The organism is Bradyrhizobium sp. 195 (genome assembly GCF_023101665.1).
Classification (GTDB): Bacteria; Pseudomonadota; Alphaproteobacteria; order Rhizobiales; family Xanthobacteraceae; genus Bradyrhizobium.
Map to the genome: position 1 here is coordinate 2,777,643 of NZ_CP082161.1, position 22,484 is coordinate 2,800,126.

Annotated in this window: 18 protein-coding genes; 11 read left to right on the forward strand and 7 right to left on the reverse strand. The window is 64.2% G+C overall.

The genetic code is table 11. The features are described 5' to 3' along the window. Positions 1–82 precede the first annotated feature (82 nt). Complete coding sequence (locus IVB26_RS12920) at positions 83–883, reverse strand: SDR family NAD(P)-dependent oxidoreductase (RefSeq protein ID WP_247972009.1); 801 nt, start codon at positions 881–883, stop codon at positions 83–85. A 252-nt stretch (positions 884–1,135) separates the two neighbouring features. Here IVB26_RS12920 and IVB26_RS12925 point away from each other — a divergent pair, with 252 nt between their 5' ends. From IVB26_RS12925 to cyoD, 4 genes are read left to right on the forward strand one after another with little or no spacing between them, the layout of a single operon-like run. Beyond that, entirely contained in the window at positions 1,136–1,969 is an 834-nt protein-coding gene (locus IVB26_RS12925) for a cytochrome ubiquinol oxidase subunit II family protein (RefSeq protein WP_247972010.1), read from the forward strand. After that, positions 1,959–3,959, forward strand: coding sequence for a cytochrome o ubiquinol oxidase subunit I (cyoB, locus tag IVB26_RS12930; protein ID WP_247973145.1), 2,001 nt, complete (start codon positions 1,959–1,961; stop codon positions 3,957–3,959). The genes IVB26_RS12925 and cyoB overlap by 11 nt, the downstream gene beginning before the upstream one ends. Continuing rightward, positions 3,959–4,600, forward strand: a complete 642-nt coding sequence (locus tag IVB26_RS12935) for a cytochrome (ubi)quinol oxidase subunit III (protein WP_246921277.1) — start codon at positions 3,959–3,961, stop codon at positions 4,598–4,600. Before cyoB ends, IVB26_RS12935 begins: the two co-directional genes overlap by 1 nt. Further along, positions 4,597–4,983 (forward strand): cytochrome o ubiquinol oxidase subunit IV, encoded by a 387-nt coding sequence (cyoD, locus tag IVB26_RS12940; protein ID WP_247972011.1) that lies wholly within the window; start codon positions 4,597–4,599, stop codon positions 4,981–4,983. Before IVB26_RS12935 ends, cyoD begins: the two co-directional genes overlap by 4 nt. Before the next feature lie 220 nt (positions 4,984–5,203). Here cyoD and IVB26_RS12945 read toward each other — a convergent pair whose 3' ends face one another. Continuing rightward, positions 5,204–5,992, reverse strand: coding sequence for a thermonuclease family protein (locus IVB26_RS12945; protein ID WP_247972012.1), 789 nt, complete (start codon positions 5,990–5,992; stop codon positions 5,204–5,206). 200 nt (positions 5,993–6,192) lie between these two features. Between IVB26_RS12945 and IVB26_RS12950 the strand changes: the two genes are divergently transcribed. From IVB26_RS12950 to IVB26_RS12965, 4 genes are all read left to right on the forward strand, one after another. Then, positions 6,193–7,791, forward strand: a complete 1,599-nt coding sequence (locus IVB26_RS12950) for a GMC family oxidoreductase (protein ID WP_247972013.1) — start codon at positions 6,193–6,195, stop codon at positions 7,789–7,791. Between the two features lie 189 nt (positions 7,792–7,980). Further along, positions 7,981–8,430 carry a hypothetical protein gene (locus tag IVB26_RS12955; protein ID WP_247972014.1) on the forward strand — a complete coding sequence of 150 codons (450 nt, stop codon included), beginning with the start codon at positions 7,981–7,983 and terminating at the stop codon, positions 8,428–8,430. A 92-nt stretch (positions 8,431–8,522) separates the two neighbouring features. After that, complete coding sequence (locus tag IVB26_RS12960; RefSeq protein ID WP_247972015.1) at positions 8,523–9,542, forward strand: S1C family serine protease; 1,020 nt, start codon at positions 8,523–8,525, stop codon at positions 9,540–9,542. A 59-nt stretch (positions 9,543–9,601) separates the two neighbouring features. Then, on the forward strand, positions 9,602–11,329 hold the full coding sequence (locus tag IVB26_RS12965) for an FAD-dependent oxidoreductase (RefSeq protein WP_247972016.1): 1,728 nt from the start codon (positions 9,602–9,604) through the stop codon (positions 11,327–11,329). Between the two features lie 223 nt (positions 11,330–11,552). Here the strand turns inward: IVB26_RS12965 and IVB26_RS12970 are convergent, their stop codons facing one another. Beyond that, positions 11,553–15,029, reverse strand: a complete 3,477-nt coding sequence (locus IVB26_RS12970; RefSeq protein ID WP_247972017.1) for an indolepyruvate ferredoxin oxidoreductase family protein — start codon at positions 15,027–15,029, stop codon at positions 11,553–11,555. A gap of 164 nt (positions 15,030–15,193) precedes the next feature. On the opposite strand from IVB26_RS12970, the gene IVB26_RS12975 reads away from it, so the two are divergent. From IVB26_RS12975 to IVB26_RS12985, 3 genes are all read left to right on the forward strand, one after another. Beyond that, on the forward strand, positions 15,194–16,147 hold the full coding sequence (locus tag IVB26_RS12975) for a hypothetical protein (protein ID WP_247972018.1): 954 nt from the start codon (positions 15,194–15,196) through the stop codon (positions 16,145–16,147). Positions 16,148–16,471: 324 nt separating this feature from the next. Further along, positions 16,472–17,170, forward strand: coding sequence for a cysteine hydrolase family protein (locus tag IVB26_RS12980; protein ID WP_247972019.1), 699 nt, complete (start codon positions 16,472–16,474; stop codon positions 17,168–17,170). Positions 17,171–17,180: 10 nt separating this feature from the next. Continuing rightward, the gene (locus tag IVB26_RS12985; RefSeq protein WP_247972020.1) at positions 17,181–18,848 is read left to right on the forward strand and encodes a regulator; all 1,668 of its coding nucleotides are present in this window, start codon (positions 17,181–17,183) and stop codon (positions 18,846–18,848) included. A gap of 69 nt (positions 18,849–18,917) precedes the next feature. Here the strand turns inward: IVB26_RS12985 and IVB26_RS12990 are convergent, their stop codons facing one another. The 4 genes from IVB26_RS12990 to IVB26_RS13005 form a co-directional block, all read right to left on the reverse strand. Next, complete coding sequence (locus IVB26_RS12990; protein ID WP_247972021.1) at positions 18,918–19,214, reverse strand: hypothetical protein; 297 nt, start codon at positions 19,212–19,214, stop codon at positions 18,918–18,920. Between the two features lie 97 nt (positions 19,215–19,311). After that, the gene (locus tag IVB26_RS12995) at positions 19,312–20,151 is read right to left on the reverse strand and encodes a carbohydrate ABC transporter permease (RefSeq protein ID WP_249796790.1); all 840 of its coding nucleotides are present in this window, start codon (positions 20,149–20,151) and stop codon (positions 19,312–19,314) included. Then, positions 20,148–21,086 (reverse strand): carbohydrate ABC transporter permease, encoded by a 939-nt coding sequence (locus IVB26_RS13000; RefSeq protein WP_247972022.1) that lies wholly within the window; start codon positions 21,084–21,086, stop codon positions 20,148–20,150. Before IVB26_RS13000 ends, IVB26_RS12995 begins: the two co-directional genes overlap by 4 nt. Next, entirely contained in the window at positions 21,083–22,408 is a 1,326-nt protein-coding gene (locus IVB26_RS13005) for an ABC transporter substrate-binding protein (RefSeq protein ID WP_247972023.1), read from the reverse strand. Before IVB26_RS13005 ends, IVB26_RS13000 begins: the two co-directional genes overlap by 4 nt. Positions 22,409–22,484 lie beyond the last annotated feature (76 nt).

The following is a 22,484-nucleotide window of genomic DNA, read 5'->3' on the forward strand; positions in this document are numbered from 1 at the left end:
GCAGAGGCAGACCTCTCATCCGGCGCTCGCGCCACCTTCTCCCACAGGGGAAGAAGGGAAGGGCAGCGTCTTTCGCCTCCGTTCACCCCCGTCTCACGCTCGCCCCGCCGTCCACCGGCAGCGTCACGCCGGTGATGAAGCCCGCTTCATCCGACGCCAGGAACAGCGCCGCGTTGGCGACGTCCCATCCGGTGCCCATTTTCTTTCGCAGCGGCACCTTGCTGTCGCGTTCGGCTTCGACCTCGGCGCGGGTCTTGTGCCATTCGCGCGCACGGGTATCGACGGCCATCGGCGTGTTCATCAGGCCGGGCAGGATGACGTTGGCGCGGATGCCGTATTCGGCGTTCTGGTAGGCGAGCTGTTCGGTGAAGGCGATCATCGCCGATTTCGTCGCCTTGTAGGCAACGTAAGGATAGGTCGTGATCGCCGCCATTGATGAGATGTTGATGATAGCGCCGCTTCGCTGCATGCGCATGATCGGGATCACTTCTTTCGCGGCGAGGATACAGCTCTTCAAATTGATCGCGACGACGCGGTCGAACGCCTCTTCGGTCAATTGCAGCAATTCGGCATCGCCGCCGGATAGACTGACGCCGACATTGTTGTGCAGCACGTCGATCCGGCCCCAGCGCGATTGTGCATCCGCCACCATCGCCTTGATGTCGGCAGCCTTGGTCACGTCGGCCTTGAAGGCCGCGGCGGTGCCGTGTTTCGCGGAGATCATCGCAACCGTTTCCTGCGCCGACTCCAGGTGATGGTCGACGCACAAGACGTTCGCGCCCTCGCGCGCGAAGGTCAGCGCAGTGGCGCGGCCGTTGCCCATGCCTTCGCCGGGGCTCTGGCCGGCGCCGACGACGATCGCAACCTTGTCCTTCAAGCGCATCTCATTCACTCCCGACCCGAGTCCTGGTCATCCCATTATTTTCGTGCAGATTAGCAACGGCCCCGCGCGGAGAGAAGGCGCGGCTCCTGCGTTCATGTCATTGACATCACGTGGAAATGCAGGTTGCGGCCGGCCGATCGCGCATGGCTGCCCCTGGTGTATCGGAACCGTTCCGAGGTCGCGGCGTTTGTTGCGGAGCCTTTCCCGCGCTAGGCTCTGTCCCGGGGCTTCCCAACCGCCAGTGGCTTGCCGATGAATCTGCTCGATCCACAAGGGCCCGTGGCTGCGGCCAACAGCACCATTCTGGTCGATTCCGTCTTCATCATGCTCGTGATCGTGGTGCCGACCATTGTCGCGATTCTGGCATTTGCGTTCTGGTTTCGCGCATCCAATCCGCGCGCGCGGTTTCAGCCGGACTTCGTCTATTCCGGCCGGGTCGAGATGGTGGTGTGGGCCATTCCGGCGCTCACCGTCATCCTGCTCGGTGGCGTCGCCTGGATCGGCTCGCATCAGCTCGATCCCGCGGCACCCGTGCCGGGCACCGGCAGCCCGGTCCGCATCCAGGCCGTCTCGCTCGACTGGAAGTGGCTGTTCATCTATCCGGATCAGCGCATCGCCACTGTTAACTCGCTGACAGTGCCGGCCGGTGCCGAGCTGAATTTCCAGCTGACGTCATCGAGCGTGATGAACACGTTCTTCATCCCGCAACTGGGCAGCATGATCTACACCATGAACGGCATGGTGACGAAGCTGAACCTGCGCGCCGACAATGAAGGCAAGCTGCAGGGACTGTCGGCGCATTTCTCGGGCGACGGGTTTCCGGACATGATGTTCGACGTCAACGTGATCTCGCCGCTCGCATTTCCCGATTGGGTAGCGACCACGGCAAGGTCTGACGCCGTGCTGAATGAGGACAGCTACAAGAAGCTGATGCAGCAGGGCATCGAGAAGGGCAGGCCGACCTATCGTCTCGAAGACCCGCGCCTGTTCGACCTGATCGCGACCCAGCACATTCCGCCAGGTCCAGGACCGGAGCTCGCATCCGAAGCGGGCCGGCCGCACAGTGGAGGCCATGATGCTCGGTAAGCTCGATTGGTCGGCCATCCCGTTCGACCAGCCGATTCCGCTGATTGCGGGCGCGGTGGTGCTGATCGCGATCCTCGCGGTGCTGGTCTGGGTCGTGGTGAAGGGACATCTGCCCTATCTCTGGCACGAGTGGATCACCAGTGTCGATCACAAGCGGATCGGCGTCATGTACATTCTGCTGGCTTCGGTCATGCTGCTGCGCGGCGGCAGCGACGCCATCATGATGCGGATCCAGCAGGCCATCGCCTATCAGTCGCAGGGCTATCTGCCGCCGGAGCACTACAACCAGATCTTCTCGGCGCACGGCACCATCATGATCTTCTTCGTGGCGATGCCCTTCGTGATCGGGCTGATGAACCTCGTCGTGCCGCTTCAGCTCGGCGTGCGCGACGTCGCGTTCCCGACGCTCAATTCGGTCGGGTTCTGGCTGACCGCGACCGGCGCGCTGCTGGTCAATCTCTCGCTCGTAATCGGCGAATTCGCGCGCACCGGCTGGCTCGCCTTTCCGCCGCTGTCGGGACTGTCTTATTCACCGGGGGTCGGCGTCGATTACTACGCCTGGTCGCTCCAGATATCCGGCGTCGGCACGCTGGTGGCCGGCATCAACCTCGTCACCACCGTGCTGAAGCTGCGCACCAAAGGCATGAACTATCTGCGCATGCCGATGTTCTGCTGGACCACGCTGGCCTCGAATCTTCTCATCGTCGCAGCCTTTCCGATCCTCACCGCCACGCTCGCGATGCTCTTGCTCGACCGTTACCTCGGCTTCCACTTCTTCACCAACGAGGCCGGCGGCAACGTCATGATGTTCATGAATTTGATCTGGGCCTGGGGCCATCCCGAGGTCTACATCCTGGTGCTGCCGGCGTTCGGCATCTTCTCCGAGGTGGTCTCGACCTTCTCCGGCAAGGCGCTGTTCGGCTATCGCTCGATGGTGCTCGCGACCATGGCAATCTGCGTCGTCTCCTTCATGGTCTGGCTGCACCATTTCTTCACGATGGGTGCGGGCCCCGACGTGAACGCCATCTTCGGCATCGCCAGCATGATCATCGCGATACCGACAGGCGTGAAGATCTACAATTGGCTGTTCACGATGTATGGCGGCCGCATCCGTTTCGCGACGCCGATGCTGTGGTCGGTCGGCTTCATGGTGACATTCATCATCGGCGGTCTGACGGGCGTCCTGCTCGCCGTGCCGCCGGCCGATTTCATGCTTCACAACAGCATGTTCCTGGTGGCGCACTTCCACAACGTCATCATCGGCGGCGTGCTGTTCGGCGCCTTCGCCGGCTTCGAATATTGGTTTCCGAAGGCGTTCGGCTTCCGTCTCGACGAGCGCTGGGGCAAGGCCGGGTTCTGGTTCACCTTCCTCGGCTTCTTCATCACCTTCATCCCGCTCTATATCGCCGGCATGCTCGGTATGACACGGCGGATGCAGCATTATGACGTCGCGGCGTGGCGGCCCTGGATGATCGTTGCAGCCGCTGGCATGGCCGTGCTGACGATCGGCGTGATCTGCCAGATCGTGCAGCTCGTGGTCAGCATTCGCAATCGCGAGGCTCTGCGCGACCGCACTGGCGATCCCTGGGATGGCCGCTCGCTGGAATGGGCGACCTCGTCGCCGCCGCCCGTGTTCAATTTCGCCCTCAATCCGGATGTGCGCGGCGAGGACGCTTATTGGCACATGAAGGCTCACGCCCAACAGCAATCGCTCGAACGCGACAGGCCGGAATACCAGGATATCGAGATGCCCCGGAATTCCCCGACCGGCTTCGTCTGCGCGTTCTTCGCCACCATCATGGGCTTTGCGCTGATCTGGCACATTTGGTGGATGGTGATTCTGGGCGGCTTGGGCGCGTGGGCGACCTTCGTCGTGTTCGCCTGGCGGGACCACGACGAATACGTCATCCCGGCCGAGGAGGTCGCGACGATAGACCGCGTGAATATTGAGGAGCGGCGCAGCCTTGTCAGCATGGCGGGGACCGTCTGATGACGATGACCGCGACAGCCGGCCACGCGCACGCCGATCCCCATCACATCGGCGTCGTGATCGAGCATCCCGGACCCGCGTCGAAGCGGATCGTGACCGCCTACGGCTTCTGGATCTTCCTGCTCTCGGACATCGTGATGTTCTCCTGCTTCTTTGCAGCCTACGCGGTGCTGTCCGGCCAGACCGCGGATGGGCCGAAAGGTTCGGAGATTTTCGAGCAGAAGAACGTCGCGATCGAGACGGTCTGCCTGCTCTTGTCGAGCTTCACCTGCGGCATGGCCAGCATCGCGGCCGATGTGCGCAACCGGTTCTGGTTCTATCTCGGCATGAGCGTGACCTGCGTGCTCGGTCTCATATTCCTCGTTCTCGAGTTCCGCGAATTCGCCGATCTCGTCGCGCGCGGCTATGGCCCGTCCCGCAGCGCGTTCCTGACCGCATTCTTCTCGCTGGTCGGCTGCCACGGCCTGCATGTTTCCGCCGGCGTCTTGTGGCTGCTCACCATGATGGCCCAGGTGTTCGCCAAGGGGTTCCGTGCCGACATATTGCGCCGGATGATGTGCTTTGCGCTGTTCTGGCATGCGCTCGACATCATCTGGGTCGCAGTGTTCTCCGTCGTCTACCTGCTTGGGAGCGCCGCATGAGCGATCAGACGCATGTGCCGGCCGGGCACGATCTCGCGCCAGGTGACGAAGAGCAACACAGTGTCGGCACCCGCATCCTCGGCTACGTCGTCGGCCTTGTCCTGGCGCTGCTGCTCACGGCGACGTCGTTCTTCATCGCCGGCACCGATCTGGTCTGGCAACCGTCCATCCCCGTCGCGCTGATCGTGCTCGCGATCGCGCAGATGGGCGTGCATCTGGTGTTCTTCCTGCACATCACCACTGGCCCGGACAACACCAACAACGTGCTGGCGCTCGCCTTCGGGCTGCTGGTGGTCTTCCTCGTGGTCGGAGGGACGGTCTGGATCATGGCGCATCTGAACGCCAACATGCCGCCGATGGACCACATCATGCGGATGCAGTGATGGAACCCGCCCTAAAAAGAAGAGCCGCTTGTGATGACAAGCGGCCCAAGTCTAGGGAGGAAACGCCCAAGCAAGACAATCGGGCCGGAGCCGGATTGCCGCCAAGGAAACGCACGCGCAAGCGCTTGCGTCCGCATACCAATGCGGCAACTCCCGATGAAGTTCAATTCCGGATCAATACGGTCTCGGACTACCACTCACGGGTGTGTGAGCGATTTTTTCACTTTGGCCGGCGGCAATTATAGGCCTTGCGGAAGCCGGCGGCCTGAGCGTCGTCCTCCGAGCAGAACCAGCGGTCGGGCTTGGTGGTTGCCGGGTAGCTTGGGCAGCCGCGCAGATGATAGATGCCGATATTGCCGGTGACGCGCGCGCGTACCGCGAGCTTGCCCTTGATGCTGCAGCTCGGCGGCATCGTCAGCTCCTCCGGGAACAGCACGGTGCGGATTTCCTTGTCGCGGTCCTGGCGGCAGGCAGCGCCCAGCAATGCGCCGTCCTTTTTGCCGGCGCGGAAGTCCTGCGGTGCAACAAAGCAGCCTTTCCAGATGCCGACGCCGGCTGTCTTGGCTTCGGTCGCGGCCGGCTTGACGTTCGCTTTGATCGGCTCCCGAGCGACAGCAAAGCCGAGCTTGACCAGCTGTTCGTTCAAAGTCGATTTGTCGCCCTCAGCCGTGCAGATCGCCCGGTGCCGCTTGCCAAAACTCTTCTCCGGCCCGACATCGTCACAGCGCACCGTCCGCTTGCCGATCAGCTTGGTCAGCTGGTCACGAGCCTCGATGCCGCAGGTCCAGGGATCGGCGTGATCGTCGATACAGACCTGGTCCAGCTCGGGTGCGTCGACGCCGTCGAGCCGATAGGTGGCGTCGCCAAGCTGGATGGAATTGCCGTCGCGGACCGTCGCGGCGGCGGTCAGCGCGGAAGCCGGCTCGGAGGACGCCAGGAATCCGGACAGGGCGAAAAACCCAACGAGCGCAAAAGCGCGGGCGGCGGCAAAGACATTTCGGAAGGACATACGGTCTCGCTATCGATGGCTCGGGCGCCTGTTCCTAGCATTCGGACGGGGCGATACCAATGGTCTGCACCCTGCGAAGTGCGACATTCCGGCCTCGCGGCTTTACTCCCCGCCCGCTCTGATCCTATCGTTTGCGGCCTTGCCGACCGTGCAGGCCGAATCGCCCGGAAAGCGGCGAGGGCGGGAGGAAAAAGGTTGCGATGAAAGACCCCGTGGACGTCCTGATCATCGGCGCTGGCGCTTCGGGCGCCGCGGTGGCGTGGTCGCTGGCCGAGACCAAGATGCACATTCTCTGCCTGGAGCAGGGCGGCTGGATGAACCCGGCGGAATATCCGAGCACGGGTCGGGACTGGGAGGCGAAATTCTACGGTGAATGGTCGTCGAGCCCGAACGTTCGCGGCCGGCCCGAGGACTATCCTGTTAACGACGACAATTCGCCGATCAAGGTCGTCAACTACAACGCGGTCGGCGGCTCGACGGTGATGCACACCGCGCACTGGCCGCGGCTGCATCCTTCCGATTTCAAGGTGAAGACGCTCGACGGCGTCGCCGAGGACTGGCCGATCGATTACGACGCGCTGACCCCGTTCTTCGAAGAGAATGACCGCATGATGGGCACGTCCGGCTTGTCGGGCGATCCGCTCTCGCCGCTGACGCATCCGCCGATGCCGCAGCAGCCGCTCGGATTGTCCGGCGCCATCATCGGCAAGGCCATGAACAAGCTCGGCTGGCACTGGTGGCCGTCGGACACGACGGTCGCGACGATGGATTATGAAGGCCGGGCACGCTGCATCAATCTCGGCCATTGCACGCCGGCCTGCGCGCAAGGCGCAAAATCCTCCACGGACATCACCTATTGGCCGCATGCGATCCGCGCCGGCGTCGAGCTGCGCACCCATTGCCGGGTGCGCGAGATCACCACCGACGAGAACGGCATGGCTTCGGGCGTGGTCTATTACGACAAGGACGGCGTCGAGCAGTTCCAGCCGGCGCATGTCGTCATCATCGCCTGCAACGGCGTCGGCACGCCGCGACTGTTGCTGAACTCGGCGTCCTCGCGCTTTCCGAACGGCCTTGCCAATACGTCAGGCCTCGTCGGCAAGAACCTGATGTTCCATCCTTATGCGCAGATCTACGGTTACGTGAAGGAGCCGACAGATAGCAACCGCGCGCCGCCGACCTGCCTGTGGAGCAAGGAATGGTACGACACCGACTTGTCGCGCGGCTTCGTGCGCGGCTATGGCGTGCAGTTCGTGCGTGGGGCAGGGCCGGTGTTCGAGGCTGTCGTCAGCGAGCAGAAGGGCATTCTGCCCTGGGGCGATGATCACCATCGCGTCTTCCGCAAGCTGAACGGCCATCGGCTGGGCTTCTCCGCGATCTGCGAGGATCTGCCGGAGGAGCACAACCAGGTCACGCTGGATCCGGTGCTGAAGGACAGCCACGGCATTCCCGCGCCGAAGATCGACTACACGATCAGCGAGAACAGCCGGAAGATGATGGAGCATGCGCTGGCGCGCGGCCGGGAGGTCCTCGAGACGGCAGGCGCCACCGATATCTGCATCAACTCGCCCATCCCCTGGGGCGGTTGGCACCTGCTCGGCACCGCGCGGATGGGAACCGATCCCGCGCGTTCCGTCGTCAACGAATGGGGGCGCACGCACGACGTGAAGAACCTCTTCATTGTCGACGGCAGCATTTTCGTCACCTCGGGCGGGGTGAACCCGACCTCCACCATCCAGGCCCTTGCGCTGTACATCGCCGACCAGATGAAGCAGCGCCTGGCCAATTTGTTCGACTGAACATGACGAAGAATGAAGCGACCTCCGCGCTCGGTGCACCTCTCCCGCTTGCGGGAGAGGTCGGCGCAACGCGCCGGGTGAGGGCTCTTTCCTCTGGGGGATTCCCTCCGTGGAGACACCCTCTCCCCAACCCTCCCCCGCAAGCGAGGGAGGGAGCACACCTTCACCGCTGCGCCAGAAGAGGACACAATGTCTGATCAACTTTCCCTGACGCCGCGGCAGCGCGATGATCTCCGCACCATCGCCGCGATGATCGTTCCCGCCAGCGACGAGTACAAGGTCCCGGGCGCCGACGATCCCGTGATCCAGGCCGACATGCTGGCAACGCTCGGCCGCGATACCAAGTTGGTGACGGCAGCGCTGGATCATCTGGCGCGGCTGGCAGGTCAGCCGCTCGCCGGGCTCGATGCTGCCAGGCGCCATGCGGTGGCGCAGGAGTTTCGCGAGCACGGCGGCGCGGCCGCCGCAACACTCGTCCGCGTCGTGCTACAATGCTATTATCGCGACGATCGCGTGCTGCACTCGCTCGGACTTGAGCTGCGCGCGCCGTTTCCCAAGGGCCATGTGCTCCCGGACGGCGACTGGTCGTTGCTCGATCCCGTCAGGGCAAGACCTGTCAGCCTGAGAAGGGCGCCCTAGCCACCTGGGTAGTCCAGCCCTGCGCTGCGGGCGTGCACCTTGCGCGACAGGGAACAGGCCACCATCTGTGTGAGCCTTCAAGGACTCTTGCCATGCTGGATATTACCTCAGATATCGCCGATGACGCACCGTCATCGCGAACGGCGGCTGCTGCTCCGATCGATGACCGGGCTCTGCTGGATGCCTATTCCAATGCCGTGATCGACGTGACCGACCGCGTCGGCCCTGCCGTGGTGCGCGTCGAGACCGGGCCAAAGGTGCCGAACGGCCGCGAACGCGGTGGGCTCGGCTCGGGCATCGTGATCTCGCCTGACGGACTCGTTCTCACCAACAGCCATGTAGTCGGCTCGTCGAAGGAGATTCGGCTGCGGGACGTCGAGGGCCATGTCGGCGATGCCCGGGTGCTCGGCGTCGATCCCGACACCGATCTTGCGCTGCTGCGCGCCAACGGCGTGCGCGATTTGCCCTATGCCGCGCTCGGCAACTCCAAGACCTTGCGTCGCGGTCAGCTGGTGATCGCGATCGGCAATCCGCTCGGCTTCGAATCGACCGTGACCGCCGGCGTGGTCTCGGCGCTGGGGCGCTCGATCCGCTCGGTGAGCGGGCGCACCATCGAGGACGTGATCCAGACCGATGCCGCGCTCAATCCCGGCAATTCCGGCGGTCCCCTGGTGTCGTCGAACGCCGAGGTGATCGGCATCAACACCGCCATCATCAACGGCGCGCAGGGCATCTGCTTTGCGGTTGCCAGCAACACCGCGCAATTCGTGCTGTCGGAGATCATCCGCCACGGCTATGTCCGCCGCGCCTATATCGGCGTCGCCGGACAGACCGCACCGGTGCCGCGGCGGCATGCGGTGCTGGCCGGGGTCGAAAACAAGATGGGCGCGCTGCTCGCGCAGATCGAGCCGGATGGCCCGGCGGCGAAGGCGGGCCTGCTGCCCGGCGACGTCGTGATCAGGCTCGACGGCATCGAGATCAATGGCGTCGACGATTTGATCCGCGTGCTCGACCGCGACCGTATCGGCCGGCGGCTCGCCATGGACGTGCTGCGGCTCGGCCGTCTGCGGGCGATCGACATCGACCCGATCGAGCGCAAGCCGCAACGCTAGCGCTCCACGGTCGGGGCGGGGTATGACGGTGCCATGCCTCGCTTCCCGACCCTTGCCGCATGATGCCGGCGCACGAGACCTACGACGTCATTGTCATCGGCGCCGGTGCCGGTGGCATGACGGCGGCGGCCGTGGCCGCTGCCGAAGGCCTGCGCGTGCTGGTGATCGAGAAGAGCGCCTTTGTCGGTGGCACCACGGCCTGGTCCGGCGGCATGGTCTGGATCCCCGCCAATGCCAAAATGAAAGAGGTAGGGCTCTCCGACAGTGTCGCGGATGCCGTGCAGTACCTGTCGGGCACGGTGCCCGAGCCCGCCAATGCCGGCCTGCGCGCCGCCTTTCTCGCGCGCGGGCCCGAAGTGATCGCTTATCTCGAAGCCAACACCGAGGTGCGGCTTCAGCCGGTGAAAACCTATCCGGATTATTATCCGGAACGGCTGGGCGCAACGCCCGGCGGCCGTGTGCTGGAGCCGGTTGCGTTCGATGGCACGCGGCTGGGCGCCGCCTTTGCGCGATTGCGGCCACCGCTGCCGGAGTTCACATTGTTCGGCGGGATGATGGTCAATCGTCTCGACATTCCGCACCTGCGGAAGGCGGGGAAATCGCTGCGCTCGACCCTGCGTGCGGCGCGGCTGATTTCCGAATATGCATTGCAGCGGCTGCGCAGCCCGCGCGGCACCACGCTGCATCTTGGCAATGCGCTTGCTGCGCGGCTCTATGCCTCGCTGCTTTCGCGGCGGGTTGAAATTCTTTTCAGCGCCGACGTCGAAGATCTCTCGATGCAGGGTGATCGCGTCAGCGGCGTGGTGATCCGTCACGGCTCCCGCGACCGGCCGATCGCCGCGCGTCGCGGCGTCGTGCTGGCGACCGGCGGCTTTTCGCATGACGCTGTGTTGCGCAAGCGCCTTTTTCCGGCGGCAGCCGGATTTGTTTCGGCGACGAACACATCAGTGACGGGCGACGGACTTCGGCTCGCGGCCAAAGTCAGCGCCGCGCTCAACACGGACGCGACCAGCCCGGCCTCTTGGGTGCCGGCCTCGCTGTTCCGCCGGACTGATGGCAGCCGCGGCGTGTTCCCGCATATGGTGACCGACCGCGCCAAGCCCGGTGTGATCGCCGTCAACGCAGCGGGCCGGCGTTTCGTCAACGAAGCACTGTCGTACCACGAATTCGTGCTTGCCATGCTCCGTGATGGCAATGGCGAGCCGGACCGGCCATTCTACCTGATCTGTGACCGCGCGTTCCTGTGGGCCTACGGCCTCGGTCGCATCAAGCCGTTTACGCGCGGCTATTGGCGTCATGTGGCGAGTGGCGAGTTGATCGAGGCTCCTAATATCGCAGAGCTCGCAACCAAGATCGGTGTTAAACCGTCCGCTCTTACGGCGACGATCGCGAGCTACAACGCCGATGCGAAAGAAGGTCGCGATGGCGAATTCGGCCGCGGCAGCACCGTCTATCAGCGCCACCTCGGCGATCTCTGCCACAAGCCCAATCCCTGCGTCGCGCCGATTCTCCGCGCCCCGTTCTTCGCGATGCGCATCCATCCGGCCGATCTCGGCACTGCCATCGGCATGAAGGTGGATGCGCGGGCGCGCGTGCTGCGCGAGGACGGCACGCCGATTGCCGGCCTCTATGCCTGCGGCAACGACATGGGCTCGATCATGAACGGGAACTATCCGGGGTCGGGCATCATGTTGGGGTCGGCGCTGACGTTCGGGTACATCGCGGGCCGGCATCTGGCGGAGGGGAGTGGGGAAGCAGCGTCGAGTGCCGCCAAGACGTCGATCTAGCCACCCCACCGCTGTCATGCTCCGCGAAAGCGGGGCATCCAGTACGCCGCGGCCTATCAGCAGAACCGCACCGTCTCGGAGTACTGGATCGCCCGGTCAAGCCGGGCGATGACACTGACTGTCTGGTGAGGCTCTGGATTGCTTCGTCACATCAGCGCAAAATTGCTACGCAATTTTGTCGCGAGCTCCTCGCAATGACGTGGAGAGAGTGCGGGCTGCCCCGCTACTCTGCAGCCGCGGCAAAACGGCTGTTCTCGAGCTCAGCAATCAGCCGCGCCTTCTCCGCCGAGGCCTGCTTGATGTTGGCTTCCTTGACGTGGCCGAAGCCACGAATCGTCTCGGGCACGCGCGCGAGCCTCGTAAGCAGCGGAATCTGCGCCGCTTGCAGCCCTACGATCCGCTGGTCGATCATGCCGAGATAATCCTCAACCAGCTTGCGCTCGGTGCGGCGCTCCTCGGTTCTGCCGAACGGATCGAATGCGCCGCCACGCAGGAACTTGAGCCTGGCCAGCACGCGGAAGGCGTGGATCATCCAGCCGCCGAACTCCTGTTTCTGGAGCCGACCCGTCGTCTTGTCGCGTTTCGCGAAGATCGGCGGGGCGAGGTGGTATTTCAGGCGGAAATCGCCATCAAATTTCTCGGACACCTTCCTGGCGAAGCTGCCGTCGGTGTAGAGCCGCGCGACCTCGTACTCGTCCTTATAGGCCATCAGCTTGAACAGGTTCTTGGCGACGGCCTCGGTCAGCTCCATGGACGCCGGCGACGCCGCGCTCTCCGCCTTGCGTACCTTCGCGACCGCGGCGAGGTAGCGGTCGGCGTAGGTCTTGTCCTGGTAGCCGGTCAGGAATCCGGCCCGGGTCGCGATGATGTCGTCGAGCGATTTCGTCGGCGCGGCAGCCCGAGCCTTAAACTGCAGCACGCTGCGCACGCGCGACATGTCGTGGGCGGCGAGGCGGCCCCAAGTGAAGGCGAGCTTGTTCATCTCGATCGCGGCGCCATTGATCTCGATGGCACGGAGCAAGGCCTCCAGCGACAGCGGGATCGCGCCTCTCTGGAAAGCGAAGCCGAGCATGAAGGGATTGGTCGCGATGGAATCGCCCATCAGCGCTGAAGCAATGCCCGTCGCATCGATGATGTCGAGGTTCTTGTCGCCGACGGCGTCGCGCAGCACGGTCTGCATCGTGCCCATCTCGAAATCGAGATCGGGGTTTTGCACGAAGCTCGCGGTCGGCTGCAAATCGGCGTTGATATAGGCCTTGGTCACGCCGCGCTCGGCACGGCTGAGTGCGGAGGGACCTGCCGAGACGATCATGTCGCAGCCGAGAATGACGTCGGCGCCGCCGGTGGTGATGCGAACCGCGGAGATGTCCTCCGGCTTCGGGGCGATGCGGACATGGCTCATCACGGCGCCGTTCTTCTGCGAAAGGCCCGTGAAGTCCAGTGCCGAGCAGCCGCGGCCATCGACATGGGCGGCCATGCCGAGCAGCGCGCCGATGGTGATGACGCCGGTGCCGCCGATGCCGGTGACGAGAATGTTGTAGGGGCCTTCCAGCTCACGTGCCGGCGGCAGCGGCAGGTCGGCGAACAGCTGTCCGGAATCGACGGCCGACGTCTTCATGCGCTTGAGCGTACCGCCGTGCACGGTCACGAAGCTCGGGCAAAAACCCTCGACGCAGGAATAGTCCTTGTTGCAGTTCGACTGGTCGATCTGGCGCTTGCGGCCGAACTCGGTCTCCAGCGGCTGAACCGAGACGCAGTTCGAGGCCTGGGAGCAGTCGCCGCAGCCTTCACACACCAGCTCGTTGATGAAGGCACGCTTGGCGGGATCGGGATAGAGCCCCCGCTTGCGGCGGCGGCGCTTTTCCGCGGCGCAGGTCTGGTCGTAGATCACGACCGTGAGGCCCTTGACGTCGCGCAACTCGCGCTGCACGGCATCTAGTTCGCGACGGTGGTGGATGGTCGCGCCTTGCGGGAAGTAGTTTCCTTGCGGGTACTTGGTCGGATCGTCCGAGACGATCGCGAGCCGCTTGACGCCCTCGGCCCAGACCTGATGCGCGATCTGCGCGACGTTGAAGGCGCCTTCGGCCGGCTGGCCGCCGGTCATCGCGACGGCGTCGTTGTAGAGGATCTTGTAGGTGATGTTGATGCCGGCGGCCGATGCCGCGCGCAGGGCGAGCAGCCCGGAATGGGTGTAGGTGCCGTCACCGAGGTTCTGGAAGATGTGGGTCTCGGTCGTGAAGGGCGACTGGCCGATCCAGTTCACGCCTTCGGCGCCCATATGCGAGATCAGATCGGTGCGGCGGGTCGGCATGCTCAGGGCCATGCCGTGGCAGCCGATGCCGGCCATGGCGCGGCTGCCCTCCGGCACCCGCGTCGAAGTGTTGTGCGGGCAGCCCGAGCAGAAGAACGGCGTGCGTGCGAGCTTGATCGGCGCGCTGGTGGTGACGGGGTTGTCAAAGGCCTCGAGCCGGGCGAGGCGCTGCTCCAGCACCGGGCTGTGATGGCCGAGCTTGCGCAGCCGAGCGACGAGGGCGGAGGCAACAATCGTCGGCGTCAGCTCGCCCTCGCTCGGCAGTAGTGGTGCGCCACTCTCGTCGCGCTTGCCGGTGACGGTCGGGCGCCTGGATGCGTCGATATTGTAGAGGATGCGCATCAGCTGGTCTTCGATGAAGCCGCGCTTCTCCTCGACCACGAGCACGTCCTGGAGACCTTCGGCGAAACGTTTCGCGCCGCTTTCCTCCAACGGCCAGGTCAGCGCGACCTTGTAGATGCGCAGGCCGAGATCCTGCGCGTCCTTGTCGGTGATCCCCAAGTCGGCCAATGCCTGGCGCAGATCGAGATAGGCCTTGCCGGTCGCGACGATGCCAAGGCGCGCCGGTTTGGAATCGAGCACGATGCGGTCGAGCTGGTTGGCGCGGGCGAAGGCCTGCACCGCTTCCATCTTGGGGCCGAACAGGCGCCTCTCGGCGTCCAGCGGCGGATCCGGCCAGCGGATGTTGAGGCCGCCCGGCGGCATCTCGAAATCGTCTGGGAGCACGATCTTGATACGTTCAGGGTCGCTATCAATCGAGGCCGAGCTCTCGACCGTCTCGCTGATCGCCTTGAAGCCGACCCAGCAGCCGGAGAAGCGCGATAGCGCGAAGCCGTAAAGACCGAGGTCGAGATAATCCTGGAGCGTCGCCGGATTGATCACGGGGATCAGCGCCGCCGCGAACACCTGCTCGCTCTGATGCGCCAGCGTCGAGGACTGGCAGCCGTGGTCGTCGCCGGCCAATGCCAGCACGCCGCCATTCCGCGAGGTGCCGGCCGCATTGGCGTGCTTGAGCGCATCGACAGAGCGGTCGACGCCGGGGCCCTTGCCGTACCAGATGCCGAACACGCCATCGACCTTGGCTCCGGGAAACAGGCCGACCTGCTGGCTGCCCCATACGGCGGTCGCCGCAAGGTCCTCGTTCAGTCCGGGGACGAAGGCGATGTCCTGCTGCTGAAGGTGCGACTTCGCGCGCCACAGCGCATGATCGTACATGCCGAGCGGGGAACCGCGATAGCCCGAAATGAAGCCGCCGGTGTTGAGCCCCTGAAGCCGGTCTCGTTCGCGCTGCAACATGGGCAGGCGGACCAGGGCCTGAGTGCCGGATAGGAAGATCCGCTTTGATTCGAGCCGGTATTTGTCGTCCAGCTCGACCTGCAACAGCGTCATTTCGGAAGTCCTCGTCTCGATTCGGCGTGGGGTTTGCGCTGCGGGAGGAATTGGCGGCTGCGCGACGCGAATTGTGACAGTCAAGAGCATGGGCCGTCGAAGTCAATATCGCTGGCCGCATCCGTGGCGCTCCTGCTAGTCATGGCTTCCAGTGGAGAGCACCCATGACTGCAAACGCGTTCGACACCGAGATCACGGAAACGGCCGAAGCGCTGATCGGGCCGTGGCGTCGGCCGCGCCAGATGCTGCAAGCGCAAACTTACGACGCGCACGCCTCGATCCATGACGATGCCACCGCACAGAAGCTCGGTTTCAAGGGCGGCACCATCGAGGGGCCGACCCATTTCAGCCAGTTCGCACCGCTCGGTGAACGGCTATGGGGACGAGCCTGGCTCGAGACGGGATGCCTCTCCGCGCATTACCGCAGCGTCTGCTACGAAGGCGAGGAGGTGCAGGCCATCCTGTCAAAGCCGTTGCCCGCTACGCGCCAGTGCCAGATCCAGATGGTCAAGCGCGACGGCACGGAGGTGCTGCGCGGCACCGCCTCGGTCGGTGAGCCGCACGCAGCGACCGCGCTCGAAGCGCGTCTTGCCGAGCTCAAGCCGCTCGCCGATCCCGTGATCCTGCGTGACGTGAAGGTGGCGCAGACCAGCAGGCGCCAGACCGTGCGAATGGCGTTCGACCAGATCATGGGCGACCTCTACTCGTTCTCTCTCAGGCAGAAGCTCGCCGTGATGACCGAAGGCTCGCCATACTATTCCGGCGCCGACAATCCCTGGGGCAGACCGATCATTCCGATGGAGATGCTGAGCGTGCTGTTCCAGTACCGCTCCAAGGATGATCCGCTGCCGGCAAAGGGACCGGCGGTCGGCCTGTTCGCCGATCAGGAAATCAGGCTGGTGCAGGGGCCGCTCTTCGAGGGCGAGGACTACGAGGTCGAGCGCGAGGTGGTCGCGCTCTCCGGCAGCCGCCGCACCGAAAGCGCCTGGGCCAAGACGCGCGTGTTCGACAAGGCGGGCACGATGGTGGCGACCATGCTGCTGAACATGGCGACGCTGAAGGACTCTTATGCGCCGTATGAGGAAGAGTATCGGCAGCTGTATAGGACAAGGCGGTAGCACCACACTCTGCCGTCATTCCGGCGCGCGCGTAGCGCGAGCCCGGAATCCATTTCACCTCACTGTTCTGCGGCCCGATGGATTCCGGGTTCGACGCTTACGCGTCGTCCCGGAATGACGGCGGAGAGAGTGTCGACGTCCGCCCATCCTTTGAGCAAATGCACGTCGCAAAGCCGTCGCACAGGGAATAAGCAGCTGTCGGTCGCCGGCGTAACCTTCTGAGCACGCAGCGAATTACCACGCCACTCGCGCTCCACCGCAATTGTACACAATGGCACGGCGCTTGCAGAACTCCTGGCGCAGTTCTCGCGAGGGGCGGGCGTCATGCTGAGTTCAAGCAAGCCGACATTGGGCGTCATCAGCGCCGAGCCTGAGCCGATCGAGCTCGACTGGCCCGCCACCGCGCTTGTGATCATCGACATGCAGCGCGACTTCATGGAGCCCGGCGGCTTCGGCGAGACGCTCGGCAACGACGTCAGCCAGCTCGCGCGCGCGGTGAAGCCGATCGGCGTGGTGCTGAAAGCGGCGCGCGACACCGGCATGCTGGTGATCCACACCCGCGAGGGCCATCTGCCCGATCTCTCCGATGCGCCGGCGGCGAAAGTCGAGCGCGGCGCGCCGAGCCTTCGCATCGGCGATCCCGGCCCGATGGGCCGCATTCTCATTCGCGGCGAGGCGGGCCACGACATCATTCCCGAGCTCTATCCGCTCGACAGCGAGGTCGTGATCGACAAGCCCGGCAAGGGCGCGTTCTACGCCACCGAGCTTACCGACGTGCTGGAGAAATACGGCATCGAGAATCTGCTGGTGTGCGGCGTCACCACCGAAGTGTGCGTCAACACCACGGTGCGCGAGGCCAATGACCGCGGCTACCGCTGCGTCGTCATCTCCGACGGCTGCGCGTCCTACTTCCCCGAGTTTCACGAGATGGGCCTGAAGATGATCAAGGCCCAGGGCGGCATCTTCGGCTGGGTCACGGATTCAGCCGCAGTTCTGGAGGCAATGAAGGTTTCGACCACATAGGGGTATTGTCATGAGCACATTGACGGGGACGACTGGCAAGTCTGAGATCACGACGTCCGAGTTCAAGCCGGCACTATGGACATCGGGCGACTGGAATGCGTTTTTCGGCTTCGGCACCAACATCCTCGTCAACATGCTGGTGCTCACCGGCCTCCTGCGCTTCGTTCTGAAGATGCCGGACAGTCTGGTGTTCGGCCGCATCCTGCCCGCGCTTGGGCTGATGATGTGCCTCTCCACCTTCTACTATGCGTACCTCGCCTATCGGCTGGCCCAGAAGACCGGTCGCAACGATGTCTGCGCGCTGCCCTCGGGCGTCAGCGTGCCGCACATGTTCATCGTCACCTTCGTCATCATGCTGCCGATCACGCTGAAGACCGGTGACCCGCTCAAGGGGTGGTCCGCGGGTCTGGTCTGGGTGTTCTTCCAGAGTTTCATCCTCATGATCGGTGGCTTCATCGCGCCGTTCATCCGCAAGATCACGCCGCGTGCGGCTCTGCTCGGCACGCTCGCCGGCGTCTCCGTCACCTTCATCTCGATGCGTCCGGCGTTAGAGATGTATATGACGCCGCAGATCGGTCTCGTGTGTTTCGCCATCATCCTGGTGAGCTGGTTCGGCGGCGTGAAGTATTGGCGCGGCATTCCGGCCGGCCTCGTTGCGATCGCCGTCGGCATGGTTATCGCCTGGGGCTCGAACCTGTTCGGCCTCGGTCTCGGCGGGCTGAGCGTCAAGGGCGTTGGTGATGCCTTCGCAAACTTCGGCTTCTCGGTGCCGCTTCCGGCAGTGGGCTACGTCTTCTCCGGCTTCGAATTTCTCGGCATCATTCTCGTTACCGCCATTCCGTTCGGCATCTATGACCTCGTGGAGGCCATGGACAATGTCGAGAGCGCGGAAGCCGCCGGCGACGAATATCCGACCACGCGGGTGCTCACGGCCGACGGCGTCGTCAGCCTGATCGGCTGCCTGATGGGCAATCCCTTCATCAACGCGGTCTATATCGGCCATCCCGGCTGGAAGGCGATGGGCGGCCGGATCGGCTATTCGGCCGCGACCGGCGTCATGGTCGTCGTGCTGTCCTGGTTCGGCATCATCTCGGTGCTGCTGGCGCTCGTGCCCGTGGTCGCGATCTCGCCGATTTTGCTCTACATCGGCATGCTCATCGGCGCGCAGGCGTTCCAGACCACGCCGGTCAAGCACGCGCCCGCGATCGTGCTGGCGCTGACGCCGCATCTTGCCGCCTGGGCCAAGCTGCAGATCGACACGATGCTCGGCTCGACCATGAATGCGGCGGCAACCGTCGGCGGCATGGCCGCCGACAAGGCCGACGCGGTGAAGGCTGCCGCGATCGCCGCGCTGCCGCAGCAGGGCGTGTTCTACCACGGGCTGGAAGTGATGGGCGGCGGCTCCATCCTTGGTGGCCTCATCCTGGGGGCGATCGGTGTCTTCATTATCGAGCGCGACTTCGAGAAGGCATCAGGCTTCGCGCTGGTCGGTGCGGTCCTGACCTATTTCGGCTTCATGCACGGCGAGGCCGTCGGTATCGGCGGCGGATTTGGCGTCACGCCCGCGGTGGCGTTCACTTACGCCGTGATGGCGGCTGGCCTGTTTGCTGCGAGTAAGCTCGGCGCCAGCGCACCCTATGCCGCGCATCCGGAGATGCACGCCGCGCCGGCGGAGTAGACCTGGGGCAACAAGAATCTGCGGCCGGACGGCATCGCGTCGTCCGGCACATTCTACCTCCACCGACACTTACGCACTGGATTCCATACTTACCAGAACGTCCCCGGCGATGATCTCGGGGTCTCCAAGATTGAGGTCGGGCAGGCTTGCCTGAACGAAACCCAGCACTTTGTCGTTCGCCGCTTTGGCGCTCTCGCGGTCCTCGAATATCATCACGGCGACGCCGACGCCGTCGCCTCCGTCCAGCACGTAATAGGATCTGAAGCCGGGCGATTCCCTCAGGATGTGACCGATGCCGCTCTTGGCACGGCGAGCCGCGTCCGCAACCGAGCGAACCTTGGTGTACTTTCGAACGAACATGTACATCAGGGCACCTATGCGTCTCAGTCCCTGCCACACGCATCAAAGCATATCAGGACGGTGCCGGACAGGCTCTTCGGGCGGACAACTGCCGTCGCGCAATTTAGCCGCCCTTGACGGCTCCCGCCGTCAGCCCGGCGACGATCTGCCGCTGCGCCAGCACCGTCAGCAGCAGCACCGGGAAGGTGACGATCAGCGCGGCGGCGGCGAGCGGTCCCCAGCTCAACTGGTCGAACGAGATCATGTTGTAGACGGCGACGGGCAGGGTGCGGGTCTCGCGCCCGGCCAGAACGATGCCGAACACAAAGTTGTTCCAGGAGAAGATCACGGCCAGGATGAAGGCGACCGCGATGCCCGGCCGCGCGATCGGCAGCGCGACATGGCGGAACACCTGCCAGCGGCCGGCGCCGTCGATCAGGGCGGCTTCCTCCAGTTCCATCGGTGTTGTCTCGAAATAGCCGATCATGATCCAGATCACGATCGGCACCGTCACGACGAGGTGGATGATGATCTGCGGTACCAGCGTGCCGAGCAATCCCAGCCACTGAAACAGCAGGAACAGTGGGATCAGGTAGGACAGGCCCGGCGTGATGCGGGCGATCAGGATTACGATCGCGGATTTATGCGCGGCCATGCGCGCGATGCCGTAGCCGGCGGGGACGCCGACGATCAACGCCAGCGCGGTGGCGCTGCCTGTCACGATCAGGCTGTTGACGAAATAGGTCAGGAAGCGGTTGGAGGCGAGGACGTCGGCATAGTTCTTCCAGGCGATACGATCGGGGATGAACACCGGCGGATAGGCCGCGTTGTCGACCTCGAACTTGAGCGACAGCGATGCCATCCAGAGGAAGAACAGGATGGCCGGCGACACGATGACGAACACCGAAAGCCAGAGGCCGATCTGGCCGACGATCTGACGTAGGTTGATTTGACTTGAGGTCATGCGCCGCTCGCGATCTCGGTCCACAGCATGCGCTGGCGGGCGTAGAGCATCACTGCCGAGAGCAGGACGATCAGCAGGAAGAATACCACTGCGATCGCCGAGCCGTAGCCGAGATCGTAATAGCTGAAGGCGACGCTGTAGAGATAGATGTTGATCGTCTCCGACGCCGAGCCCGGTCCGCCTTGCGTGATCGCGAAGATGATGTCGAAGCTTTTCACGGCGTCGATCATGCGGATCATGCCGGCGATGAACAGGAACGGCATGATCAGTGGCAGGGTGATGAAACGGAACACCTGCCAGAAGCTGGCGCCGTCGATCTGCGCGCTCTCATAGGGCTCGGTCGGGATCGCGGCGAGGCCCCCGAGCACGATCAGCATCACCAGCGGCGTCCATTGCCAGGTCTCGACCAGCACCAGCGAGGGGATGACGGTGGCGGGGTGGAAGACCCAGAGCTGCGCGGGGATCCCGACCAGTGACAACAGGTAGTTCAGCACGCCGAGCTGCGGATGGAACATCATGGTCCAGACCAGCGCGATCGCCACCGGCGTCGCCATCATCGGCAAGATGAAAATGCCGCGCAGAAAACCGCGGCCGGGAAATCTCTGGTGAAACACCACGGCAGCGAGCGTGCCGAGCGCCAGCGGCAGCACCACCGACAGCACGGTGTAGACCATGGTGTGGCCGACTGCCTCGAGGAAGCGGGGATCGCTCGTCAGCCGCAGATAGTTGGAGAACCCAACGAAGGTAGTCGCCGAGCCGACCTTCCACTCGTTCAGGCTCATCCAGATGGTGAAGACCCACGGGAAGATGATGATGGCGAGCACGACGACCAGCGCCGGCACCACGAACGGCCAGTAGGACGGTGGCCGCAAGGCCTTCTCCGGCGCGGCATCGGACCGTGCCGCTGCCGGAGTCGATTGTGTCAACGTGCTCACGCCTTTTCGCTGCGCTCCAGGATCGGCCGGTACTGTTCGTGCGCCTTCTTCAGCTCGGTCGCGGGATCGGCGCCCGACAGTGTCGAGGTCAGCGCGGCGCCGACGAGATCGCGGAATTCGGCGACTGGGATGACAACGGGAAGGCCCAGCTTGCTGATTTTGGCGGAATCGATCACCGATTGCAGCCACTCCTTGGGCATCTTCACGCCGCTCTGGACTTCGGTGTCGTTCAGGATCGAGTTGCGGAACGGCACGCCGCCGCCAGCCTGCAACAGCCGCGCGCCCTGCTTCTTCGAGACCACCCACTGGCAGAGCAGATAGGCGGCTTCCTTGTTCTTGCTCGCCGCGGCGATGCCGATGCCGTCGCCGTACGTGGCCGAATACTGGCCCTTCGGTCCGGCCGGCACGACGGTGTAGCCGACCTTGCCGACAACGCGCGAGGCGGCCGGATCCTCCAGCGGCGGCGCCCAGCCGACGCCGTCGATCCACATCGCCGAGCGTCCTTGCGTGAACGAAGCCATCGACTCCATCCAGTTGAAGCCGGCGACGCCGGGCGGGGCCACCTTCGTCAGCAGCGTCTGATAGAGCTTTGTCGCCGCGACCGCCTCCGGGCCGTCGGTGAGGATGTTGCCCTTGGCGTCCAGGAATTCCCCGCCATAGTTGAGGAAGAAGTTGGTCCACAACGTCATGTTGGCGTTGCGCAAGCCTCGCCCGACGAAGCCGTAGGTGCCGTCCTTGGCGTCGGTGAGCGTTTCGGCCGCGGCGACCATCTCGTCCAGCGTCTTGGGGACAGCGACGCCCTTCTTCTGGAACAGCTCCTTGTTATAGTAGAGGATGAAATAATCGACCGACCAGGGCAGCGACAGCATCTGGCCCTTGTCGTTCTTGGCGTATTGCAGACCTGCGGCCGAGAAATCGCTCTCGACGAGATCGGGCGCGGTCAGCGCCGGATCCTTCATGAAGGGCGTCATGTCGGCAAGCCAGCCGGCCTTCTCGAACTGCCGCTTCTGCACGTGATAGCTGAGATGGACGACGTCGAAGCTCGGCCGGCCCGAGGTGAGCTCGATCACGACCTTCTGACGCTGCTGCTGTTCGGGAATCTGCTCGGATTCGACCTGGATGCCGGTGAGATCCGTGAACTCCTTGATGTTCTTTTGCAGGTTGTCGCCGCGCGGGCCTTTGGCAAGGATCACCTCCAGCTTGGTCCCGGCGTATTTCTTCCAGTTGACCTCGGCGCGGGCCGGCAAACCGGTCAGGCCGAGTGCGCCGGCCGCGGCGGTACCCGCTAGCAGCGTGCGGCGCGAGATGGTGTGGTTGGCCAATTGAGTCCCTCCCTCTAATTCAATTTTCTTTGGGAGGGATACTAGCGGCCGTTCCACGCCTGCCTAGCCCTAATCG

What these genes read in the sequence shown, in the direction of transcription:
- IVB26_RS12935 (WP_246921277.1), top strand. Translation starts at nt 3,959, where the DNA reads ATGACGATGACCGCGACAGCCGGCCACGCGCACGCCGATCCCCATCAC.
- IVB26_RS12990 (WP_247972021.1), bottom strand. Translation starts at nt 19,214, where the DNA reads ATGTACATGTTCGTTCGAAAGTACACCAAGGTTCGCTCGGTTGCGGAC.
- IVB26_RS12985 (WP_247972020.1), top strand. Translation starts at nt 17,181, where the DNA reads ATGAGCACATTGACGGGGACGACTGGCAAGTCTGAGATCACGACGTCC.
- IVB26_RS12975 (WP_247972018.1), top strand. Translation starts at nt 15,194, where the DNA reads ATGACTGCAAACGCGTTCGACACCGAGATCACGGAAACGGCCGAAGCG.
- IVB26_RS12950 (WP_247972013.1), top strand. Translation starts at nt 6,193, where the DNA reads ATGAAAGACCCCGTGGACGTCCTGATCATCGGCGCTGGCGCTTCGGGC.
- IVB26_RS12995 (WP_249796790.1), bottom strand. Translation starts at nt 20,151, where the DNA reads ATGACCTCAAGTCAAATCAACCTACGTCAGATCGTCGGCCAGATCGGC.
- IVB26_RS12920 (WP_247972009.1), bottom strand. Translation starts at nt 883, where the DNA reads ATGCGCTTGAAGGACAAGGTTGCGATCGTCGTCGGCGCCGGCCAGAGC.
- IVB26_RS12925 (WP_247972010.1), top strand. Translation starts at nt 1,136, where the DNA reads ATGAATCTGCTCGATCCACAAGGGCCCGTGGCTGCGGCCAACAGCACC.
- cyoD (WP_247972011.1), top strand. Translation starts at nt 4,597, where the DNA reads ATGAGCGATCAGACGCATGTGCCGGCCGGGCACGATCTCGCGCCAGGT.
- IVB26_RS12970 (WP_247972017.1), bottom strand. Translation starts at nt 15,029, where the DNA reads ATGACGCTGTTGCAGGTCGAGCTGGACGACAAATACCGGCTCGAATCA.
- IVB26_RS12945 (WP_247972012.1), bottom strand. Translation starts at nt 5,992, where the DNA reads ATGTCCTTCCGAAATGTCTTTGCCGCCGCCCGCGCTTTTGCGCTCGTT.
- cyoB (WP_247973145.1), top strand. Translation starts at nt 1,959, where the DNA reads ATGCTCGGTAAGCTCGATTGGTCGGCCATCCCGTTCGACCAGCCGATT.
- IVB26_RS12965 (WP_247972016.1), top strand. Translation starts at nt 9,602, where the DNA reads ATGATGCCGGCGCACGAGACCTACGACGTCATTGTCATCGGCGCCGGT.
- IVB26_RS12960 (WP_247972015.1), top strand. Translation starts at nt 8,523, where the DNA reads ATGCTGGATATTACCTCAGATATCGCCGATGACGCACCGTCATCGCGA.
- IVB26_RS12980 (WP_247972019.1), top strand. Translation starts at nt 16,472, where the DNA reads ATGCTGAGTTCAAGCAAGCCGACATTGGGCGTCATCAGCGCCGAGCCT.
- IVB26_RS12955 (WP_247972014.1), top strand. Translation starts at nt 7,981, where the DNA reads ATGTCTGATCAACTTTCCCTGACGCCGCGGCAGCGCGATGATCTCCGC.